Here is a 15,145-nt window from a genome sequence, read left to right on the forward strand (position 1 = left end):
ACTTCCCTTGACATCGATGACATGGTGCCCCTAGATTGCTGTTAGGCGGATCACATCGAAGCTCCCCGGGAGCCGGCAGTGATCGTCAAATCCAGACTTAGGCGCATGTTTTGGCAGCGCTTCAACGGTGAGGCAGCACGGCTTCTTCACCATCAACAATTAGTGGAGGAGACAGTGATGAGCGGTGTCAGCGTCGTCCGGCCAGCACCTGTCCGGGAAGCGGAGCCGCTTGAGTGCACGCTTGACGAGTTGGTTGAGCGGGCCCGCGTCCTGGCTTCCGGCACCACCCGGAGGATCCTGGGCATTGCCGGGGCTCCCGGTGCCGGCAAGTCAACCGTGGCAACGGCCATTGTCGAGGCCCTGGCCGGACAAGCGCTCCAGGTGGGCATGGACGCCTTCCATCTGGCAAACGGCATCCTGGCCGCCCACGGTTCCCTGGACCGGAAGGGCGCTCCCGACACTTTTGATGCCGGTGGCTACGCCCACCTGCTGCGCCGCCTGAAGGAGAACGTCGAACCCGTGGTGCATGCCCCGGTCTTTGACCGCAGCCTGGAAGCCTCCATCGGCAACGCGATCTCCGTGCCACGCGACGTTCCTCTGGTCATCACGGAGGGAAACTACCTCCTGCTGGACGCTCCGGGCTGGCCTGCGGCCCGCAAACAGATCGATGAGGTCTGGTACCTGGACGTGGACGACGGCGAGCGCCGGCTCCGGCTGGTGCGTCGCCACGAGTCCTTTGGAAAGTCCCCGGACGAGGCAAGGAGCTGGGCGCTCGGCAGCGACCAGCACAACGCCGCCGTCGTCGCGGCCACCCGGGACAGGGCCGATCTGCTCATCAGGCTGGCCACACCGCACCGCCCCCAGAACTCCGCCGAATCCGAATGAAGAGGAATCCAGAAGTGACAACACAACGAAGTGTCTCCGGCCGGCAGGTCGGGCCCTCGACAACCGTCCCGAACCAGCTGACAGGTGTAAGACCATGACAAGCATTCCCATTCTTGAGGCGCGGGGGCTGACCCGCAGTTTCGGCAACGTGCGGGCCCTTGATTCGGTGGACTTTGACGTCCACGCCGGCGAGGTCGTCGCCCTGATCGGCGACAACGGCGCCGGGAAGTCCACCCTCGTCAAGGCGCTCTCGGGAAACCTGGTCCTGGACTCGGGCAAGATCCTCTTCGCCGGCGGCGAGGTGGAGCTTTCGTCTCCCACCCACGCCAGCAGCCTCGGGATCGAAACCGTCTACCAGGACCTGGCCCTGGCCCCGCACCTGAATGCGGCACAGAACATGTTCCTGGGCCGGGAGATTCCCAAGCCCGGATTCCAGGGCCGGCTGGGCTTCATGGACAACAAGGCCATGCGCGCCAAGTCGCGAACGGCCTTTGACGAACTGGGCGCCACGGTGCGCAGCCTGACCGACCCCGTGGGCGCCATGTCCGGCGGGCAGAAGCAGGCCATCGCCATTGCGCGGGCCGTCGCCTGGGCCAAAGGCGTCATCTTCCTTGACGAACCCACGGCCGCGTTGGGCGTCGTGCAGACCAGGAACGTGCTGGAAACAATCCGGCGCGTCCGCGACAAGGGCGTGGGCGTCGTGTTCATCAGCCACTCGATGCCGCACGTGATCGACGTCGCCGACCGCGTCCAGGTCCTTCGCCTGGGACACCGCGTGGCCACCTACGAAGCCAAGAAGACCAGCGTGGAAGAACTAGTCGGCGCGATGACCGGCGCACTGGATGGAGCACACTCATGACCACCGCCCAAGCCACCCACGTCACGGCCGCAACTCCGGAGCCCGTGTCCCGGATAAGCTCGCTCCGCCGGATCCTGCATGTCCAGTCGTTCCAGATCCTGCTGGTGCTGTTCGTCATTTTCCTGATATTCACGGCCATGGCGCCGGGAGTGTTCTCCACCTGGGACAACGTCCGCCAGATCATCCAAAACGTCTCCATCCTCGGGGTCCTGGGCATCGCCATGACGTTCGTGATCGTCACCTCGGGCATCGACCTGTCCGTGGGTTCCAACCTGGTCTTCTCCGGCGTGGTCGCGGCCAAGGTCATGCAGTCCATGGGCGACAACGGCTGGAGCACGGCGTTCGTGGGCGTGGCGGTGGCCGTCGGCTGCGGCCTCGGCTGGGGACTGCTCAACGGCGTGCTCATTGCGAAGGCCAAGGTCCCGCCGCTCATCGTCACGCTCGGAACCTTGGGCGCAGCCCTGGGCCTGGCCCAGGTCATCACGGGCGGCGTGGACATCAGGGATGTTCCGTCCGTTCTGCAGGACACCATCGGTTACGGCAACGTTCCCGGCACCACCCTGCCCACCATCACCATGATCGCGCTGGTACTGATCGTGATCTTCGGGGTGGTGCTGCACAAGACCAAGTTCGGCCTGCACACCTTCGCCGTCGGATCCAACGAGGAGTCCGCCCGCCGGGTTGGCATCAAGGTCGACCGCCAGCTGATCTGCGTCTACGCACTGTCCGGCGGCCTCGCCGGAGTGGCCGGCATCCTGTCCCTCTCGCAGTACGGCACCACGGCCATTGCCGGCCAGTCCGCGACCAACCTGAGCGTGATCGCCGCCGTCGTGATCGGCGGAACGTCCCTCTTTGGCGGCGTCGGCACCATCTTCGGCACCGTCGTCGGCCTCTTCATCCCGGCCGTGCTGCAAAACGGCTTCGTCATCGTGGGGATCCAGCCCTTCTGGCAGCAGGTCGCCGTGGGCGCCGTTCTGGTCGCGGCCGTCTACATCGACCAACGACGCCGGGCCGCGGCCGCCAGGGGCCAATCCGCCAAGGCCGAGGGCGGCAAGAAACTCTTCGGCCTGCTTTCCCGCTAATCTCCCCTCAACTTCACCACCCCCACCAATAACCCAGGAGCCAGACAATGAAGTTAACCCCTAAATTCGCCCTGCTCGCCGCGGGCCTGCTCGCCGCCACCTCCCTCTCCGCCTGTGCCGGCGCCAACCTCTCCGCCGAGGGCGCCTCGGGCGCAAAGAAACTCGTCTTCATCCAGGGCGTCGCCGGCGACGAGTTCTACGTCAGCATGAAGTGCGGCATCGACGCCGCCGCCAAGAAGGCCGGCGTCACCGTCAACACGCAGGGTCCGGCAAAGTTCGACCCCACCCTGCAAAAGCCGATCGTCGATTCCGTGGTGGCCTCCCACCCGGACGCCATCCTCATTGCCCCCACCGATGTGGCCGCCATGCAGGCCCCCTTGAAGGCGGCCGCCGCGGCCGGCATCAAGATCGTCCTCGTCGACACCACGGTCCAGGACCCGTCCTTCGCGTCCTCGGTCATCTCCTCCGACAACACGGGCGGCGGACTCGAGGCGTTCAAGGCCATCAAGGCCCTCAACCCCAAGGGCGGCAAGGTCCTGGTGGTCTCCACCGACCCCGGCATCTCCACGGCGGACGCCCGTGTCGCCGGCTTTGAACAAGGCGCAAAGGCCGATCCGTCCTTCCAGTACCTGGGCGTGCAGTACAGCCACAACGATCCCGCCGAGGCAGCCCGACTGGTGTCCGCGGCACTTGCCAAGGACCCGGACATTGTCGGCGTCTTCGCGGCCAACACCTTCGCCGCCGAGGGCACCGCGACGGGCGTGCGCCAGGCCGACAAGCAGGATCAGGTCAAGATCGTGGGCTTCGACGCCGGCCCGGCCCAGGTCAAGCAGCTCAAGGACGGCGTGGTCCAGGCCCTGATCGCCCAGGAGCCGGCAACCATCGGCACCGACGGTGTGGAACAGGCCCTGAAGGCCATCAAGGGCGAGACCACGGAGAAGACCATCCAGACAGGCTTCAAGCAGATCACCGCGGCCAACCTCAGCACCGACGGCGCCCAGTACGTATACAAGTCCTCCTGCCAGTAGAGCCGTTTCGGGGTGTTGTTGCCGGACCGCAAACCGGCAACAACACCCCACCCAGCCACCCACCATCCCACTCGACAAGGAGGAAGACCATGACGATACTCAGCGAAACCACCCTGCCCGACCTCGCCCACCGACTCCCCTCCCCCACCTACCAGCGGCACACGCTCCGGACGGGCATCGTTCACTTCGGGGTTGGCGGATTCCACCGCGCCCACCAGGCCATGTTCATCGACCGCCTGCTGAAACTGGGCGGTTCCCGGGACTGGGGAATTTGCGGCGTCGGCGTGCTGCCGGCTGACAAGCAGATGCGTGACGTCCTCAACGCACAAGACGGTCTGTACACCCTGATCCTGAAGGACCCCGATGGCGGCGAGCACGCCCGGGTCATCGGCTCCATCATCGAGTACCTGTACGCCCCCGACAACCCCGCGGCCGTCATCGATAAATTGGCATTCCCGGCCACCCGGATCGTCTCCCTGTCCATCACGGAGGGCGGCTACGGCCTCAACGACGCCACCGGGGAATTCCAGCCGCTCGCGGCGGACATCCTGCACGATCTTGAACCGAACGCCGTTCCCACCTCGGTTTTCGGCTTCATCACTGCCGCGCTGGCCCGCCGCCGCGAACTTGGCACGACGCCGTTCACCGTCATGTCCTGCGACAACATCCAGGGCAACGGCGATGCCGCCCGCAAGGCGTTGGTGTCCTTTGCCCGGCTCAAGGATCCGGGCCTGGCGGACTGGATCGAAAAGTTCGTCGCGTTCCCCAATTCCATGGTGGACAGGATCACCCCTGCCACCACCGATCTGGACCGTGCCACCGCGACCCGACTCCATGGGTACGCCGATGCGTGGCCGGTGGCGGCCGAATCGTTTGCGCAATGGGTCCTGGAGGACACCTTCACCGCCGGCCGCCCGGCCTTGGACGAGGTCGGCGTCCAGCTCGTGGAGCGGGTTGAACCCTATGAACTCATGAAACTTCGGCTGCTCAATGCCGGCCACCAGGTCATGAGCCACCTGGGGTACCTCGCCGGCTACCGACAGGTCCACGAGGTGTGCGCCGATCCGGCCTTTGCCGCATTCATTCTCGGGTACATGGAGAAGGAGGCGACGCCGACCCTTCCGCCGGTGCCCGGGATCGACCTCACGGCCTACCGCCACGAGCTGTTGCACCGCTTTTCCAGCCCCTCCTTCCGTGACACCCTCGCCCGTCAAATGGTTGACGCCTCGGACAGGATCCCGAAGTTCCTGCTGCCGGTGGTTCGTGACCAGCTTCGCGCAGGCGGTCCCATCGAGCGCGCTGCGGTGGCCGTTGCGGCCTGGGCAGGGGTACTGGAACTCGCCCTGGACCGAAACGGCCCGGCGGATCCGGATGGCCCCACCGACCGGAGGATGCCGAAGCTACTTGCCGCCATCCGCGCCGAGCGGGACGAACCCGGAGCATTCCTCAGGCTCCATGAGGTCTTTGGTGATGTGGGCGCGAACCCAAGGTTCGTTGCCGCCTACCTGGCCGCACGGGAAGTCCTGCGGCGCTCAGGGGCGCAGGCCGCCGTCGAACTTTTGACCAACCACACCACCCCCACTCTTCAGAAAGCAGCCTCATGACCGACTTCAACGGACGGACCATTCTTGTCACCGGCGCCGCCGGCGGAATTGGCTCCGCCACCGTAAGGCAGCTCGCAACCGCCGGCGCAAAAGTCATCGCCGCCGCCCGCACCCTTGAATCGCTTGCGCCGCTCTGCGAGGAAACGGGGGCGCAACCCTTGGCCTTCGACCTCGGTTCCGAGGAGGGCATCAGGGACGCCCTGGAAGACCTTGAGTTGTGGGGCATCGTGAATTGTGCCGGCTTTGGCGGCGAAATCGCCAAACCGCAGGAAACCGACATCAACGTGTTCGACCAGGTCATGAGCGTCAATGCCCGCGGCGCACTCCTGGTGATCAAGCACGCGGTCCCGTCCATGATCCGGCAGGGCAACGGCGGCGCAATCGTCAACGTCTCCAGCCAGGCCAGCCTGGTGGCTCTGGCAAGCCACGTCTCCTACGGGGCTTCCAAGGCGGCCCTGGACAGCATCACCCGGGTCAGCGCCCTGGAACTCGGCCGGCACAACATCCGCGTCAACAGCGTCAACCCGACGGTCGTCATGACCGAGATGTCCAACTTCTACTGGGGACGGGCGGAGATCGGCGAGCCCTTCCTCGAGCAAATGCCGCTGGGGCGCTGGGCCACGGTGGACGAAATTGCCGCACCCATCGTCTTCCTGCTCAGCGATGCCGCCGCGATGATCACGGGCGTCGCCCTGCCCATCGACGGCGGATACACCTGCCGCTGACCCCACCCCCACCACGAATTCCCCGACTTGAAAAGGAAAAGCCCCGATGACCGAAGAACGCACCCCCGAGGCGATTATCGTCTGCGGCGTTCCTGCCAGCGGCAAGACCACGTTCTCCCATGATCTTGCCCGCGAACTCCACTGGACGCTCCTCGACCTCGACACCCTCACCAATCCCTTGTTTGAACACATGGGCGGCGAGTTCCTCGTCGACGTCCCCACCGAGCAACCCACGGCGCGCGCCAGCGTCAACGACATCCGGTACACCTGTCTTTTCGACACCGCCCGGGAAAACCTCGCCCTCGGCAACAGCGTGATCGTGGTGGCCCCGTTCACCTCCGAACGCACCTTCCCCGCGGCCTGGAACCGGCTCGTCGAACGCCTGGACGTCCCGTACTCCCAGGTCCATCTCGCCTGGATGGACACCCCGCCGGACGAGGTGGTCAACCGCATGAAGCGCCGCGGCGCCGCCCGCGACCTGGAAAAGGTCAAGGATCCGGGCCCCTTCCTCTCCCCCGAGGTGACGCGCCCGCCCGGCGTCGACCACCTCCGGATTGACGGCCTGCTTGCACCGGATGCGCAGATCGAGAACTTCCTTGACGACCTCGGCGTCCGCCAAGGCGTGAGCTGAGCGCCCCGGCCGCTCGCCACAGTCCCCACAAACCATCACCATCCCCATTAGGAGCACACCATGAATGAACTGACCACCCTTGAACGACGCGGCATGGCCGCAATCTCAACGCCCGGCGGCAAGATGCTCATCGTCGCCGCTGACCAGCGCAACGGCATGAAGGCCGTCATGCACGACGCCCCGAACGGACCGTCCTCGATCACCACGGAACAGCTCTCGGATGCCAAGGCGGACCTGGTCCGGTTCCTCGGCAATGCGGCACCGGCCATCCTGCTCGACCCCGAGGTGGCCCTGCCGCGGGTGGCGGATGAGGGTGTCCTGGCCCGCGACACGGCGCTCGTGGTGGGCCTCGATGCCTCGGGTTTCGACACCGTGGACGGCCTGCAGTACACCAACTTCGTGGCCGGCATGACGCCGCGGAAGGTCCGCGAGCTGGGCGGCGACGTGGCGAAGATGCTCTGGTACGTCCGCCCCGACCGCCAGGATGCACAGTCGCGGGTGGCCGACGAGATCCGCGAACTGGTCACGGCCTGCACCGCGGAGGGGCTGCTGCTCATCGTTGAAATCCTGGTGTACCGCCTGGACGGCGAGACCGAGGCCGAGTACGCGGCGGCATTCCCGAGCCTGGTCATCGAGTCCGCCCGCCTCGCGGTTGACTGCGGCTCCAAGGTGCTCAAACTGCAGTACCCGGGGTCCGCCGAGGCCAGCGCGCTGGTGACGGAAGCGGCGGCCGGCGTGCCGTGGGCCGTGCTGTCCGCCGGGGTTGACCACGAGACGTTCATCAAGCAGGTGGGAATCGCCGTGGCCAACGGCGCCGGTGGCGCCATGGCCGGACGCTCACTGTGGAAGGACAGCCTGGCCGTCTCGGCGGAAGTCCGCGAGCAATTGCTCACCACGCGGGCGCTCCCCCGCCTGCAGGAGCTCGAGGCCGTGGTGGACGGCCTGCTCGTCGCTTCCTAGCCCGCCTCCGGAATGAGTGAAGCGCCGGCAGCGAACGTCAAAGGACGTCTACGCTGCCGGCGCTTCACTCAGGGATGCGTTGTTTAGGACTCCGGGTGCGTGACTTTTGGCGCCGGCGGCCGGCACCAAATGATCTCCATGGAGCCATCCGCCACCACGCATCCGGCGCCGTGGGGAAGCAGGAGCGTGTCACCCGCGGCCACGGCCAACCGCTGGCCCGCTTTGCATTCGAGGTACCCCTCCCCTGCCGTGACAACGACGACGCCGAATCCTGGGTCGAGCTCGATCCTCGCCGACACCGCGAGCCGTTCGGCCCGGAAATAGCGTTCGCTGCCGACGGGCAGGGAACACTCACCCGTCCTCGTGACCAGCGTGCCAATCTCCTCCACGGTGCGGCCGCGGTGATCGGCGGCCGTGAGGGCGGTCTTGAACCCCAGCCCCAAGTGTCCGTCCGCGGCACCATCGATGGCGAACCCGTTCCATTCCAACAGGATGGACAGGTCCTCCGGCTCCTGGACCTCCACCAGGAAGATCCCTTCGCCGATGGCGTGGGGCATTCCCGGCAGGACAAAGACGCTGTCGCCGGGGGAAACCTCGATGGCGTGCATGGCAGACAGCATGGTCTCCGTGTCCTGCGCCCTGACCCAGTCCGCAAGCTCGTGGGCCCGGACGTCGCGGTTGAATCCCAGGTGGACCGTGCCGCCCTCCAGGATCAGCCACGCTTCGGCCTTGCCGTGGCGCCGGCCCAGGTGGGAGCCGGCAAAATGGCGTCCCGGGTGGAGGTGGACGGGCAGGCGCTGGCCGGCGTCGAGCAGTTTGACCAACACCATCGTGTCCACGCCAAAGGAGGCAATGTGGTCCTCGCCAAGCCAATGGACGGGGTTGCCCGAGACGGCGTCGAGCAGGCTCTGTCCACCGGAAACCCGGGTCAGGCCGGCGTCGGCTTCGCCGAAGATCCGCGTCGTCGAACCGACCCAGTCCTCGGGCACATGACTTCCCGAGGCAGGTTGGGCGTCCCCGGCCCGAAAGTTCTTGATCTTCGCCCCGCCCCGGTAAAACCGGTCGGCGGGCTGGTTGCTGGACAACCGAACAATGGACATTGGGGCTCTCTCAGGGGGTATCGGACCGCGGCAAAGCTGCCCGGTCAAACGGAAGGTGGGGTGATTCTTGAGCGGCTTAGGTGGCGGACGCCGGCGGATACATGACCTGGACGCCGTTGGCCGCAAGCACTTCGGCAATCTCGGCCGGGGGTGGCGCATCGGAGACGAAGTAGTCCGCCCGGCCCAGCTCGGCCACCTGTGCGAACAAGCGTCGGCCAAACTTGGAGGAATCGGCCAGGAACGCCACCCGGGACGCGTTGGTCATCATCTCGCTCATCATGACGGCCTCGGCCACGTTGCTCGTGGAGTAGCCGCCCTCCACCGAGACGGCGCCCACGGCGAGCAGCGCCAGGTCGCTCTGGACGCCGAGCTTCTTGCCGCCCACGGCGGTTTGGAAACTCACGGGTCCGATGGTCGCCTGGGCCACCTGGTGGTAGGTCCCGCCAAAGACATAGAGGTCGCGGTACGTATTCGACGACAGTTCCGCGGGAATGCGCAGGCTGTTGGTGGCCACCGTGAGGCCGCGGCGCTCGCTCATGTGGCGGGCCACGGCCAGGGTGGTGGTGCCGGCGTTGAGCATGACGACCGAGTCGTCCTGGACCAGTGTTGCCGCGAGCGCGCCGATGGTCTCCTTGGCGGACGCCTGCAGGCGCAGGCGCACGTCGATGCCGGTATCGGCCTGCGGCAGGGACTGCAGGCTGACGGCGCCGCCGTGCGTGCGGATCAGGATGCCGTCACGGTCCAGCCGGTCCAGGTCGCGCCGAATGGTGTCGGTGGATACGTCGAGCCGCTCGGCGAGCTCGGCCACCGTCACTTCGCCCGCCTCCTGCACATAGGCCGCCAACACGGCCTTGCGCCCGGCGGGCAGATGGCGGGGGGATCCATCGCGGTCGGTTGTGGACGTCGCATTAGTAGTCATAAGCAATTATTAGCACTATTTGCGGAATTATGCTTGACGCTTGCTGTTTTTTGCGGATAAAGTCGCATTAATCGTGCAGCGAGACGCATAAATCAGCGTATTTCAGCACGTCTGAGATGGGAGTAGCAACATGAGCAACGATGCTCTGTCAAGGCGTAAAGTCCTTGGATACTTTGGAATGGCGGCGGCAGTCGCGATGACGGCAAGCTGTGGCACCTCGAATGCCGGCAAGTCCGCCGATGGAACCGTCACCCTGGAATTCGCCCAATGGTGGGAGCCCGAATTGCCCAAGGGCGCACTGCGCACCCTGATGGACACCTTCGAGGCGAAAAACCCCGGCATCAAGGTCAAGCTCCTCAGCGGCCCCTACGCCTCCACGAAGGAACAGGTCATCGCCGGTGCGGCGGCCGGCACCATGTCCGACGTCGTCGGCCTGGACGGTGCCTGGATCAACGACTTCTCCAAGCAGGGCTCGCTCGCCGATCTCTCCGCCCTGATGAAGGACTCCAAGTACGACGAAAGCCAGCTGGCCAGCCAGGTCAAGATCGACGGCACCACGCTGATGATCCCGGCCGTGAACTTCGTCTACCCCATGTTCACCAATGACGATCTGCTCGCCAAGGCCGGCGTCTCCAAGCCGCCGTCAACCCGCACCGAATTCACCGCGGCCGCCGTGGCCATCAGCAAGGCGGACTCCAACGTCAAGGGCTGGGTCCTCCCGCTCTCCCAGGAAGCACCCAACGGCATCCAGAACGACGTCATGTCCTGGGTCTGGGCCTCCGGCGGCAGCATGCTCAAGGACGGCAAGCCCGATCTGACCAACGACGCCGTCCACAGCGCCGTCGACTTCGTCCAGGACCTTTGGAACAAGAAGGTGGTCTCCCCCGGCGCCCTGACCATGAAGGAACAGGACAAGGTGGAGGAGTTCACCAACGCCCGCGTGGGCATGATGATCGACTCCCTGGCCCACATCAAGTTGATCCGGGAGAACAACCCGAAGCTGAAGTTCAGCATCTCCGCCATTCCCGCCGTCGACGGTTTCACGGGCAAGCGCGGCATCCCCTACGCGGCGTGGGGCATCGGCATCGCGGACAACTCACCCAACAAGGCCGAGGCCTGGAAGCTCGTGGACTTCCTCATGAGTGAGGAAACCAACGCCAAGCTGTCATCGCTCTCCAACTCCTTCCCCGGCAACACCAAGGCCGTGCCGGACTTCGTCGACAGCGACGAGCTCTTCAAGAAGGCGTTCGAGATCTACAAGAGCGGCACCCCCGCCAACGAATTCGTGGGCCTGCCCGTGGCCGAACAGCTGATGCGCAGCTTCGACGAGGAACTCCAGAAAACCCTCAGCGGCCAGCAGAACGTCGACACACTGCTCACCAACGCCCAAGCCACCTGGATGAAATCGTTCTAGGAGCCCTCCCCCATGAAATCCACACTCAAAGATCCCGAGCCGCTGCTCCAAACGCAGTGGCCGGTTGACCCGGTCAAGCCAAGGAAGGCCGGCTGGGGCGGCCTGAAGCGCCGGCTGGCCCCGTACGGCTTCGTCTCACCCACCGTCATCCTGATGTTCGTGCTCATGCTGGTGCCCATCGTCATGGTCATCGGGTACTCGTTCATGAACAACGTCATCATGACCAAGCACCCGAAGTTCGTGGGCCTGGACAACTACGTGACGATCCTGACGGACAGCGTGTTCCACACGGCGCTGGCCAATACGTTGATCTTCACGTTCGCCAGCGTGGCGGCCCACATCGTGCTGGGCCTGCTGTTCGCGATGTTGCTGAATTCCCCGCTGCTGGGCACGCGCTTCAAGGCCCTGTTCCGGGCGGTCTACGTGCTGCCGTGGCTGTTCACGGTGGCGATCATCGCGGTGCTGTGGCGGCTGCTCCTGGACCCGAACGGCGTCATCAACTTCCTGCTGATGAATGCCGGGATCATCGATTCGAAGATCGAGTGGCTGTCCTCACCGGGCACGGCACTGTTCGCGGTCACGTTCATCAACATCTGGGCCGGGTATCCGTTCTATATGGTCAGCATCCTGGCCGGCCTGCAGGGCATCCCGAAGGATCTGTACGAGGCTGCAACGGTCGACGGCGCCAACGGCTTCCAGAAGTTCCTGCACGTCACGCTGCCCCAGCTCAAGCCGATCATCATCAGCATGGCGATGCTCGATCTGATCTGGACCTCGCAGCAGTTCGCGTTGATCTGGATGACCACCGGCGGCGGGCCCATCAACGTCACCGAAATGCTCAGCACCTACACCTACAAGTTGGCCTTCAGCCAGTACCAGTTCTCGCTGGCCTCGGCTTCCGCCGTCGTCATTCTTTTGCTGTCGATGATCCTGGCCTTCTTCTACATCCGGCACCAGAAAGCGAGGGATTGAGATGTCCATGACGAAGGCGCAGAAGCGACTGGCGAGCAAGGCCGGCATCATCATCGCCCTGCTCGCGGGGGCCGTGTTCGCGGCGTTCCCGGTGTTCTGGATGGCTGTCAGCTCGTTCAAGGCGAACTCGGAAATCTTCGAGTTCCCACCGCGGATCATCACGGAGAACTTCTCCCTGACCGCGTACACCACCATCCTGACGGACCCCGCCAAGGTACGGTTCTTCATCAACAGCTACGTGGTGTCGATCGGGGTGACCATCCTGACGCTGATCGTGGCCATCCTGGCCGCCTACGCGTTCAGCCGGTACCAGTTCAGGGGCAAGCACCCGCTGAACATGATCATCGTCAGCGTCCAGGCGGTGCCACCCATCACGCTGCTCATCCCGTTCTTCGGGCTGATGGTGGTGCTGCGGCTCTACAACACCTACCAGGGCCTGATCCTGACGTACATGGTGTTCACGCTCCCCTACGCGATCATCATGATGACCGGCTACTTCAACACCATCCCGAAGGAGCTCGATGAGGCCGCCAAGGTGGACGGGGCCAGCTCGTTCGCGGCCCTGTGGCGGGTGCTGGTGCCGGTGTCGATCCCGGGCATCGTCTCGGTGGGGATCTACACGTTCATGATCGCGTGGAACGAATACCTGTTCGCGCTGACCCTGACCCGTTCCGTGGACATGCGGACGGTGCCCGTTGGCATCCAGCTGCTCATGGGCCAGCACTCCTACCAGTGGAACGAAATGATGGCCATGAGCATCCTTGGCTGCATCCCCGTTCTTATCCTCTTCCTGTTCTTCCAGCGGTACTTCATCGGCGGGCTGACCGCCGGCGGAGTCAAGAGTTAATCCCCCAATTTTCCCCTTTCCAAACAACAATCCCAGGAGAATCACCATGTTGATGAACGGCATCGATCTGCTCGACGTAGCAAACAAGAACAACTTCGCCGTCCCGGCGTTCAACGTCAGCGACTACGCCATGATGAACGGTCTGTTTGAGGTCAGCGAGGAGAAGGACTCACCGCTCATCGTCGCCATCCACCCCGATGAACTGAGCCACATTGGTGTCGACATGCTGCCGGCCATCGTGGCCCGCGCACACCGCTCCACCGTCCCCGTCACCATTCACCTGGACCACGGCGCCAGCTACGAGCAAGTGCTGCTGGCCATCAAGAGCGGCTTCACCTCTGTCATGATCGATGGCTCCCTGCTCCCCTTCGACGAGAACGTGGCCATCACCAAGAAGGTGGTGGACGCCGCACACGCCGTGGGCATCTCCGTTGAGGGCGAGCTGGGCACCATCGGCAAGACCGACGGCAACGCCGAGGCCGGCACCGACACCATCATCTACACGGACCCCGACGACGCCGTTCGGTTCGTCGCCGAAACCGGCGTGGACAGCCTGGCCATCGCCATCGGCACCTGCCACGGCCTCTACCCCCAGGGCGTCACGCCCGAGCTGAAGCTGGACCTGCTCCAGCAGATCCAGGACAAGGTCAGCATCCCCCTGGTGCTGCACGGCGGCTCCAACAACCCGGACGAGGAGATCGGCAAGTCGGTGTCCCTGGGCGTGAACAAGATCAACATTTCCAGCGACATCAAGACCGCCTACCATGACAAGATGCGCGAGATCCTGGCTGGCGACGCCGGGGTCCGCGAGCCGAACACCATCCAGCCGCCGTGCATCGCCGCCATGAAGGTCACGGCCGCCCAGAAGATCGACCTGTTCAATGCCGCCGGCAAGGCTGCGCTCTACTAAGAGAAGGAACCGTTCCACCATGACTAACAAACTCGTACTCGGGCTGGGCGGTACGGTCGACTACGAGATCGTGTGGGACGCCTTGGTGATTGAAGGGCTGATTTCGGAGTACCGCGTCAGCGCCGCCGAACTCAGCTCTTCAATCCCGGTCGACAGCGAGCGGGCCCTGCTCCTGACCCTGCTGGCATTCCTGCGCGACGGCGTGGGCGGGGAACGGTTCGTTGCCTCCTCGGAGATCGTGGAGCAGTTCGCCGCCCGCTTTGATCGCAGCCTGACCCTCGGCGGGACGCCAGTCCGGGCGGCGCTGGCCATGCAGGCGCTGGGCGTCGACAGCACGGTTCACCTGGTGAGCATTGACGACACCGTCCGGCGTTTGTTGCCGGCCGGGGTTGACTACCTCTGCAGTGCATCGGAGGACACCACGGATCCGCACCTGATCGTGCAGTACCGCGCAGGGGAACGGATTCACAGCGGCGACATCGACCTGGTGACGCCGCATCCCAACCGGGTCATCTACGCCAATGACCCGCCCAATCGGGAGCTTCTGCTCAGCGACGGGCTGGGCGTGGCTTTGACGGATGCCTCGGTGTTCATGGTCTCCGGCTTCAACTCCATCCAGGAACCGGAGGTGCTGGAGCAGCGCTTGGCGAGCCTCATGGAACACATGGAGCAGCTGCCCTCCTCGGCCGTGGTGTTCTATGAGGATGCCGGCTTCCATGTGCCGGCGATGAGCCAGCAGGTCCGCGATTCGATCGTGGGCGAGGTGGACATCTACAGCATGAACGAGGACGAAATGCAGGCCTATGTTGGCCGGCCGCTGGATCTGCTGGATGTGGGCGGCATGTGCGATGCCCTAGCGGAACTGCACGGCATTATCCCGGCATCCACCCTGGTGGTGCACACCAAGTATTGGTCGCTGGCGTATGGCGCAGACGCTGCCAGGCACGACGCCGGCCTGCGGGGCGGGATCACCATGGCGAGCACCCGGTACCGCCACGGCGACGGCTTCACGGCTGCCGACTACACGGCGGTCGCCGAGCTCAGTCCCAACACCCTGGGGGCCGAGTTTGCGGAGTCGATCAACACCAAGTTGGGCAATTCCGTCCATTGTCTGCCCGGCATCACGATCGACGTGGAGCACCCCACGACGATCGGCCTGGGCGACACCTTTGTGGGCGGTTTCGTGGCGGCCCTGCACCGCGGCTGAGT

Annotated in this window: 15 protein-coding genes; 13 read left to right on the top strand and 2 right to left on the bottom strand. The window is 64.9% G+C overall.

The features are described from left to right. Window positions 1-177: 177 nt before the first annotated feature. The 8 genes from AL755_RS17955 (at window position 178) to AL755_RS17990 (ending at window position 7,774) form a co-directional block, all read left to right on the top strand. Window positions 178-885 carry a nucleoside/nucleotide kinase family protein gene (locus AL755_RS17955; protein WP_054012168.1) on the top strand — a complete coding sequence of 236 codons (708 nt, stop codon included), beginning with the start codon at window positions 178-180 and terminating at the stop codon, window positions 883-885. A gap of 94 nt (window positions 886-979) precedes the next feature. Beyond that, window positions 980-1,744, top strand: a complete 765-nt coding sequence (locus tag AL755_RS17960; RefSeq protein ID WP_054012169.1) for an ATP-binding cassette domain-containing protein — start codon at window positions 980-982, stop codon at window positions 1,742-1,744. Further along, the gene (locus tag AL755_RS17965) at window positions 1,741-2,826 is read left to right on the top strand and encodes an ABC transporter permease (protein WP_054012170.1); all 1,086 of its coding nucleotides are present in this window, start codon (window positions 1,741-1,743) and stop codon (window positions 2,824-2,826) included. Before AL755_RS17960 ends, AL755_RS17965 begins: the two co-directional genes overlap by 4 nt. A 47-nt stretch (window positions 2,827-2,873) precedes the next feature. Continuing rightward, complete coding sequence (locus AL755_RS17970) at window positions 2,874-3,854, top strand: ABC transporter substrate-binding protein (protein WP_054012171.1); 981 nt, start codon at window positions 2,874-2,876, stop codon at window positions 3,852-3,854. Between the two features lie 89 nt (window positions 3,855-3,943). After that, the gene (locus AL755_RS17975; protein ID WP_054012172.1) at window positions 3,944-5,458 is read left to right on the top strand and encodes a mannitol dehydrogenase family protein; all 1,515 of its coding nucleotides are present in this window, start codon (window positions 3,944-3,946) and stop codon (window positions 5,456-5,458) included. Continuing rightward, window positions 5,455-6,183 carry an SDR family oxidoreductase gene (locus tag AL755_RS17980; protein WP_054012173.1) on the top strand — a complete coding sequence of 243 codons (729 nt, stop codon included), beginning with the start codon at window positions 5,455-5,457 and terminating at the stop codon, window positions 6,181-6,183. The genes AL755_RS17975 and AL755_RS17980 overlap by 4 nt, the downstream gene beginning before the upstream one ends. 46 nt (window positions 6,184-6,229) lie before the next feature. After that, window positions 6,230-6,814 (top strand): AAA family ATPase, encoded by a 585-nt coding sequence (locus tag AL755_RS17985; RefSeq protein WP_054012174.1) that lies wholly within the window; start codon window positions 6,230-6,232, stop codon window positions 6,812-6,814. A gap of 60 nt (window positions 6,815-6,874) precedes the next feature. Beyond that, window positions 6,875-7,774, top strand: coding sequence for a tagatose-bisphosphate aldolase (locus AL755_RS17990; RefSeq protein WP_054012175.1), 900 nt, complete (start codon window positions 6,875-6,877; stop codon window positions 7,772-7,774). 83 nt (window positions 7,775-7,857) lie between these two features. Here AL755_RS17990 and AL755_RS17995 read toward each other — a convergent pair whose 3' ends face one another. Both AL755_RS17995 and AL755_RS18000 read right to left on the bottom strand, forming a co-directional pair. Then, the gene (locus tag AL755_RS17995) at window positions 7,858-8,874 is read right to left on the bottom strand and encodes a class I mannose-6-phosphate isomerase (protein WP_054012176.1); all 1,017 of its coding nucleotides are present in this window, start codon (window positions 8,872-8,874) and stop codon (window positions 7,858-7,860) included. 76 nt (window positions 8,875-8,950) lie between these two features. Continuing rightward, window positions 8,951-9,793 carry a DeoR/GlpR family DNA-binding transcription regulator gene (locus AL755_RS18000; RefSeq protein ID WP_054012177.1) on the bottom strand — a complete coding sequence of 281 codons (843 nt, stop codon included), beginning with the start codon at window positions 9,791-9,793 and terminating at the stop codon, window positions 8,951-8,953. Between the two features lie 178 nt (window positions 9,794-9,971). On the opposite strand from AL755_RS18000, the gene AL755_RS18005 reads away from it, so the two are divergent. Genes AL755_RS18005 through AL755_RS18025 form a run of 5 tightly spaced genes read left to right on the top strand, consistent with a single transcriptional unit; the run spans window position 9,972 to window position 15,143 of the window. Continuing rightward, window positions 9,972-11,207 (top strand): ABC transporter substrate-binding protein, encoded by a 1,236-nt coding sequence (locus AL755_RS18005; RefSeq protein ID WP_237762542.1) that lies wholly within the window; start codon window positions 9,972-9,974, stop codon window positions 11,205-11,207. 12 nt (window positions 11,208-11,219) lie between these two features. Further along, the gene (locus AL755_RS18010; protein ID WP_082369398.1) at window positions 11,220-12,179 is read left to right on the top strand and encodes a carbohydrate ABC transporter permease; all 960 of its coding nucleotides are present in this window, start codon (window positions 11,220-11,222) and stop codon (window positions 12,177-12,179) included. 7 nt (window positions 12,180-12,186) lie between these two features. Further along, window positions 12,187-13,026: a carbohydrate ABC transporter permease gene (locus AL755_RS18015; protein WP_237762543.1), complete on the top strand. Its 840-nt coding sequence runs from the start codon at window positions 12,187-12,189 to the stop codon at window positions 13,024-13,026. 46 nt (window positions 13,027-13,072) lie between these two features. Then, window positions 13,073-13,936 (top strand): ketose-bisphosphate aldolase, encoded by an 864-nt coding sequence (locus tag AL755_RS18020; RefSeq protein ID WP_054012179.1) that lies wholly within the window; start codon window positions 13,073-13,075, stop codon window positions 13,934-13,936. Window positions 13,937-13,955: 19 nt separating this feature from the next. Continuing rightward, the gene (locus AL755_RS18025) at window positions 13,956-15,143 is read left to right on the top strand and encodes an ADP-dependent glucokinase/phosphofructokinase (RefSeq protein ID WP_054012180.1); all 1,188 of its coding nucleotides are present in this window, start codon (window positions 13,956-13,958) and stop codon (window positions 15,141-15,143) included. Window positions 15,144-15,145: the final 2 nt, after the last annotated feature.

The organism is Arthrobacter sp. ERGS1:01 (assembly GCF_001281315.1).
Taxonomy (GTDB): domain Bacteria; phylum Actinomycetota; class Actinomycetes; order Actinomycetales; family Micrococcaceae; genus Specibacter.

What these genes read in the sequence shown, in the direction of transcription:
- AL755_RS17990 (WP_054012175.1), top strand. Translation starts at nt 6,875, where the DNA reads ATGAATGAACTGACCACCCTTGAACGACGCGGCATGGCCGCAATCTCA.
- AL755_RS17970 (WP_054012171.1), top strand. Translation starts at nt 2,874, where the DNA reads ATGAAGTTAACCCCTAAATTCGCCCTGCTCGCCGCGGGCCTGCTCGCC.
- AL755_RS17975 (WP_054012172.1), top strand. Translation starts at nt 3,944, where the DNA reads ATGACGATACTCAGCGAAACCACCCTGCCCGACCTCGCCCACCGACTC.
- AL755_RS17980 (WP_054012173.1), top strand. Translation starts at nt 5,455, where the DNA reads ATGACCGACTTCAACGGACGGACCATTCTTGTCACCGGCGCCGCCGGC.
- AL755_RS18010 (WP_082369398.1), top strand. Translation starts at nt 11,220, where the DNA reads ATGAAATCCACACTCAAAGATCCCGAGCCGCTGCTCCAAACGCAGTGG.
- AL755_RS18025 (WP_054012180.1), top strand. Translation starts at nt 13,956, where the DNA reads ATGACTAACAAACTCGTACTCGGGCTGGGCGGTACGGTCGACTACGAG.
- AL755_RS17985 (WP_054012174.1), top strand. Translation starts at nt 6,230, where the DNA reads ATGACCGAAGAACGCACCCCCGAGGCGATTATCGTCTGCGGCGTTCCT.
- AL755_RS18000 (WP_054012177.1), bottom strand. Translation starts at nt 9,793, where the DNA reads ATGACTACTAATGCGACGTCCACAACCGACCGCGATGGATCCCCCCGC.
- AL755_RS18015 (WP_237762543.1), top strand. Translation starts at nt 12,187, where the DNA reads ATGACGAAGGCGCAGAAGCGACTGGCGAGCAAGGCCGGCATCATCATC.
- AL755_RS17995 (WP_054012176.1), bottom strand. Translation starts at nt 8,874, where the DNA reads ATGTCCATTGTTCGGTTGTCCAGCAACCAGCCCGCCGACCGGTTTTAC.
- AL755_RS18005 (WP_237762542.1), top strand. Translation starts at nt 9,972, where the DNA reads ATGGCGGCGGCAGTCGCGATGACGGCAAGCTGTGGCACCTCGAATGCC.
- AL755_RS18020 (WP_054012179.1), top strand. Translation starts at nt 13,073, where the DNA reads ATGTTGATGAACGGCATCGATCTGCTCGACGTAGCAAACAAGAACAAC.
- AL755_RS17960 (WP_054012169.1), top strand. Translation starts at nt 980, where the DNA reads ATGACAAGCATTCCCATTCTTGAGGCGCGGGGGCTGACCCGCAGTTTC.
- AL755_RS17955 (WP_054012168.1), top strand. Translation starts at nt 178, where the DNA reads ATGAGCGGTGTCAGCGTCGTCCGGCCAGCACCTGTCCGGGAAGCGGAG.
- AL755_RS17965 (WP_054012170.1), top strand. Translation starts at nt 1,741, where the DNA reads ATGACCACCGCCCAAGCCACCCACGTCACGGCCGCAACTCCGGAGCCC.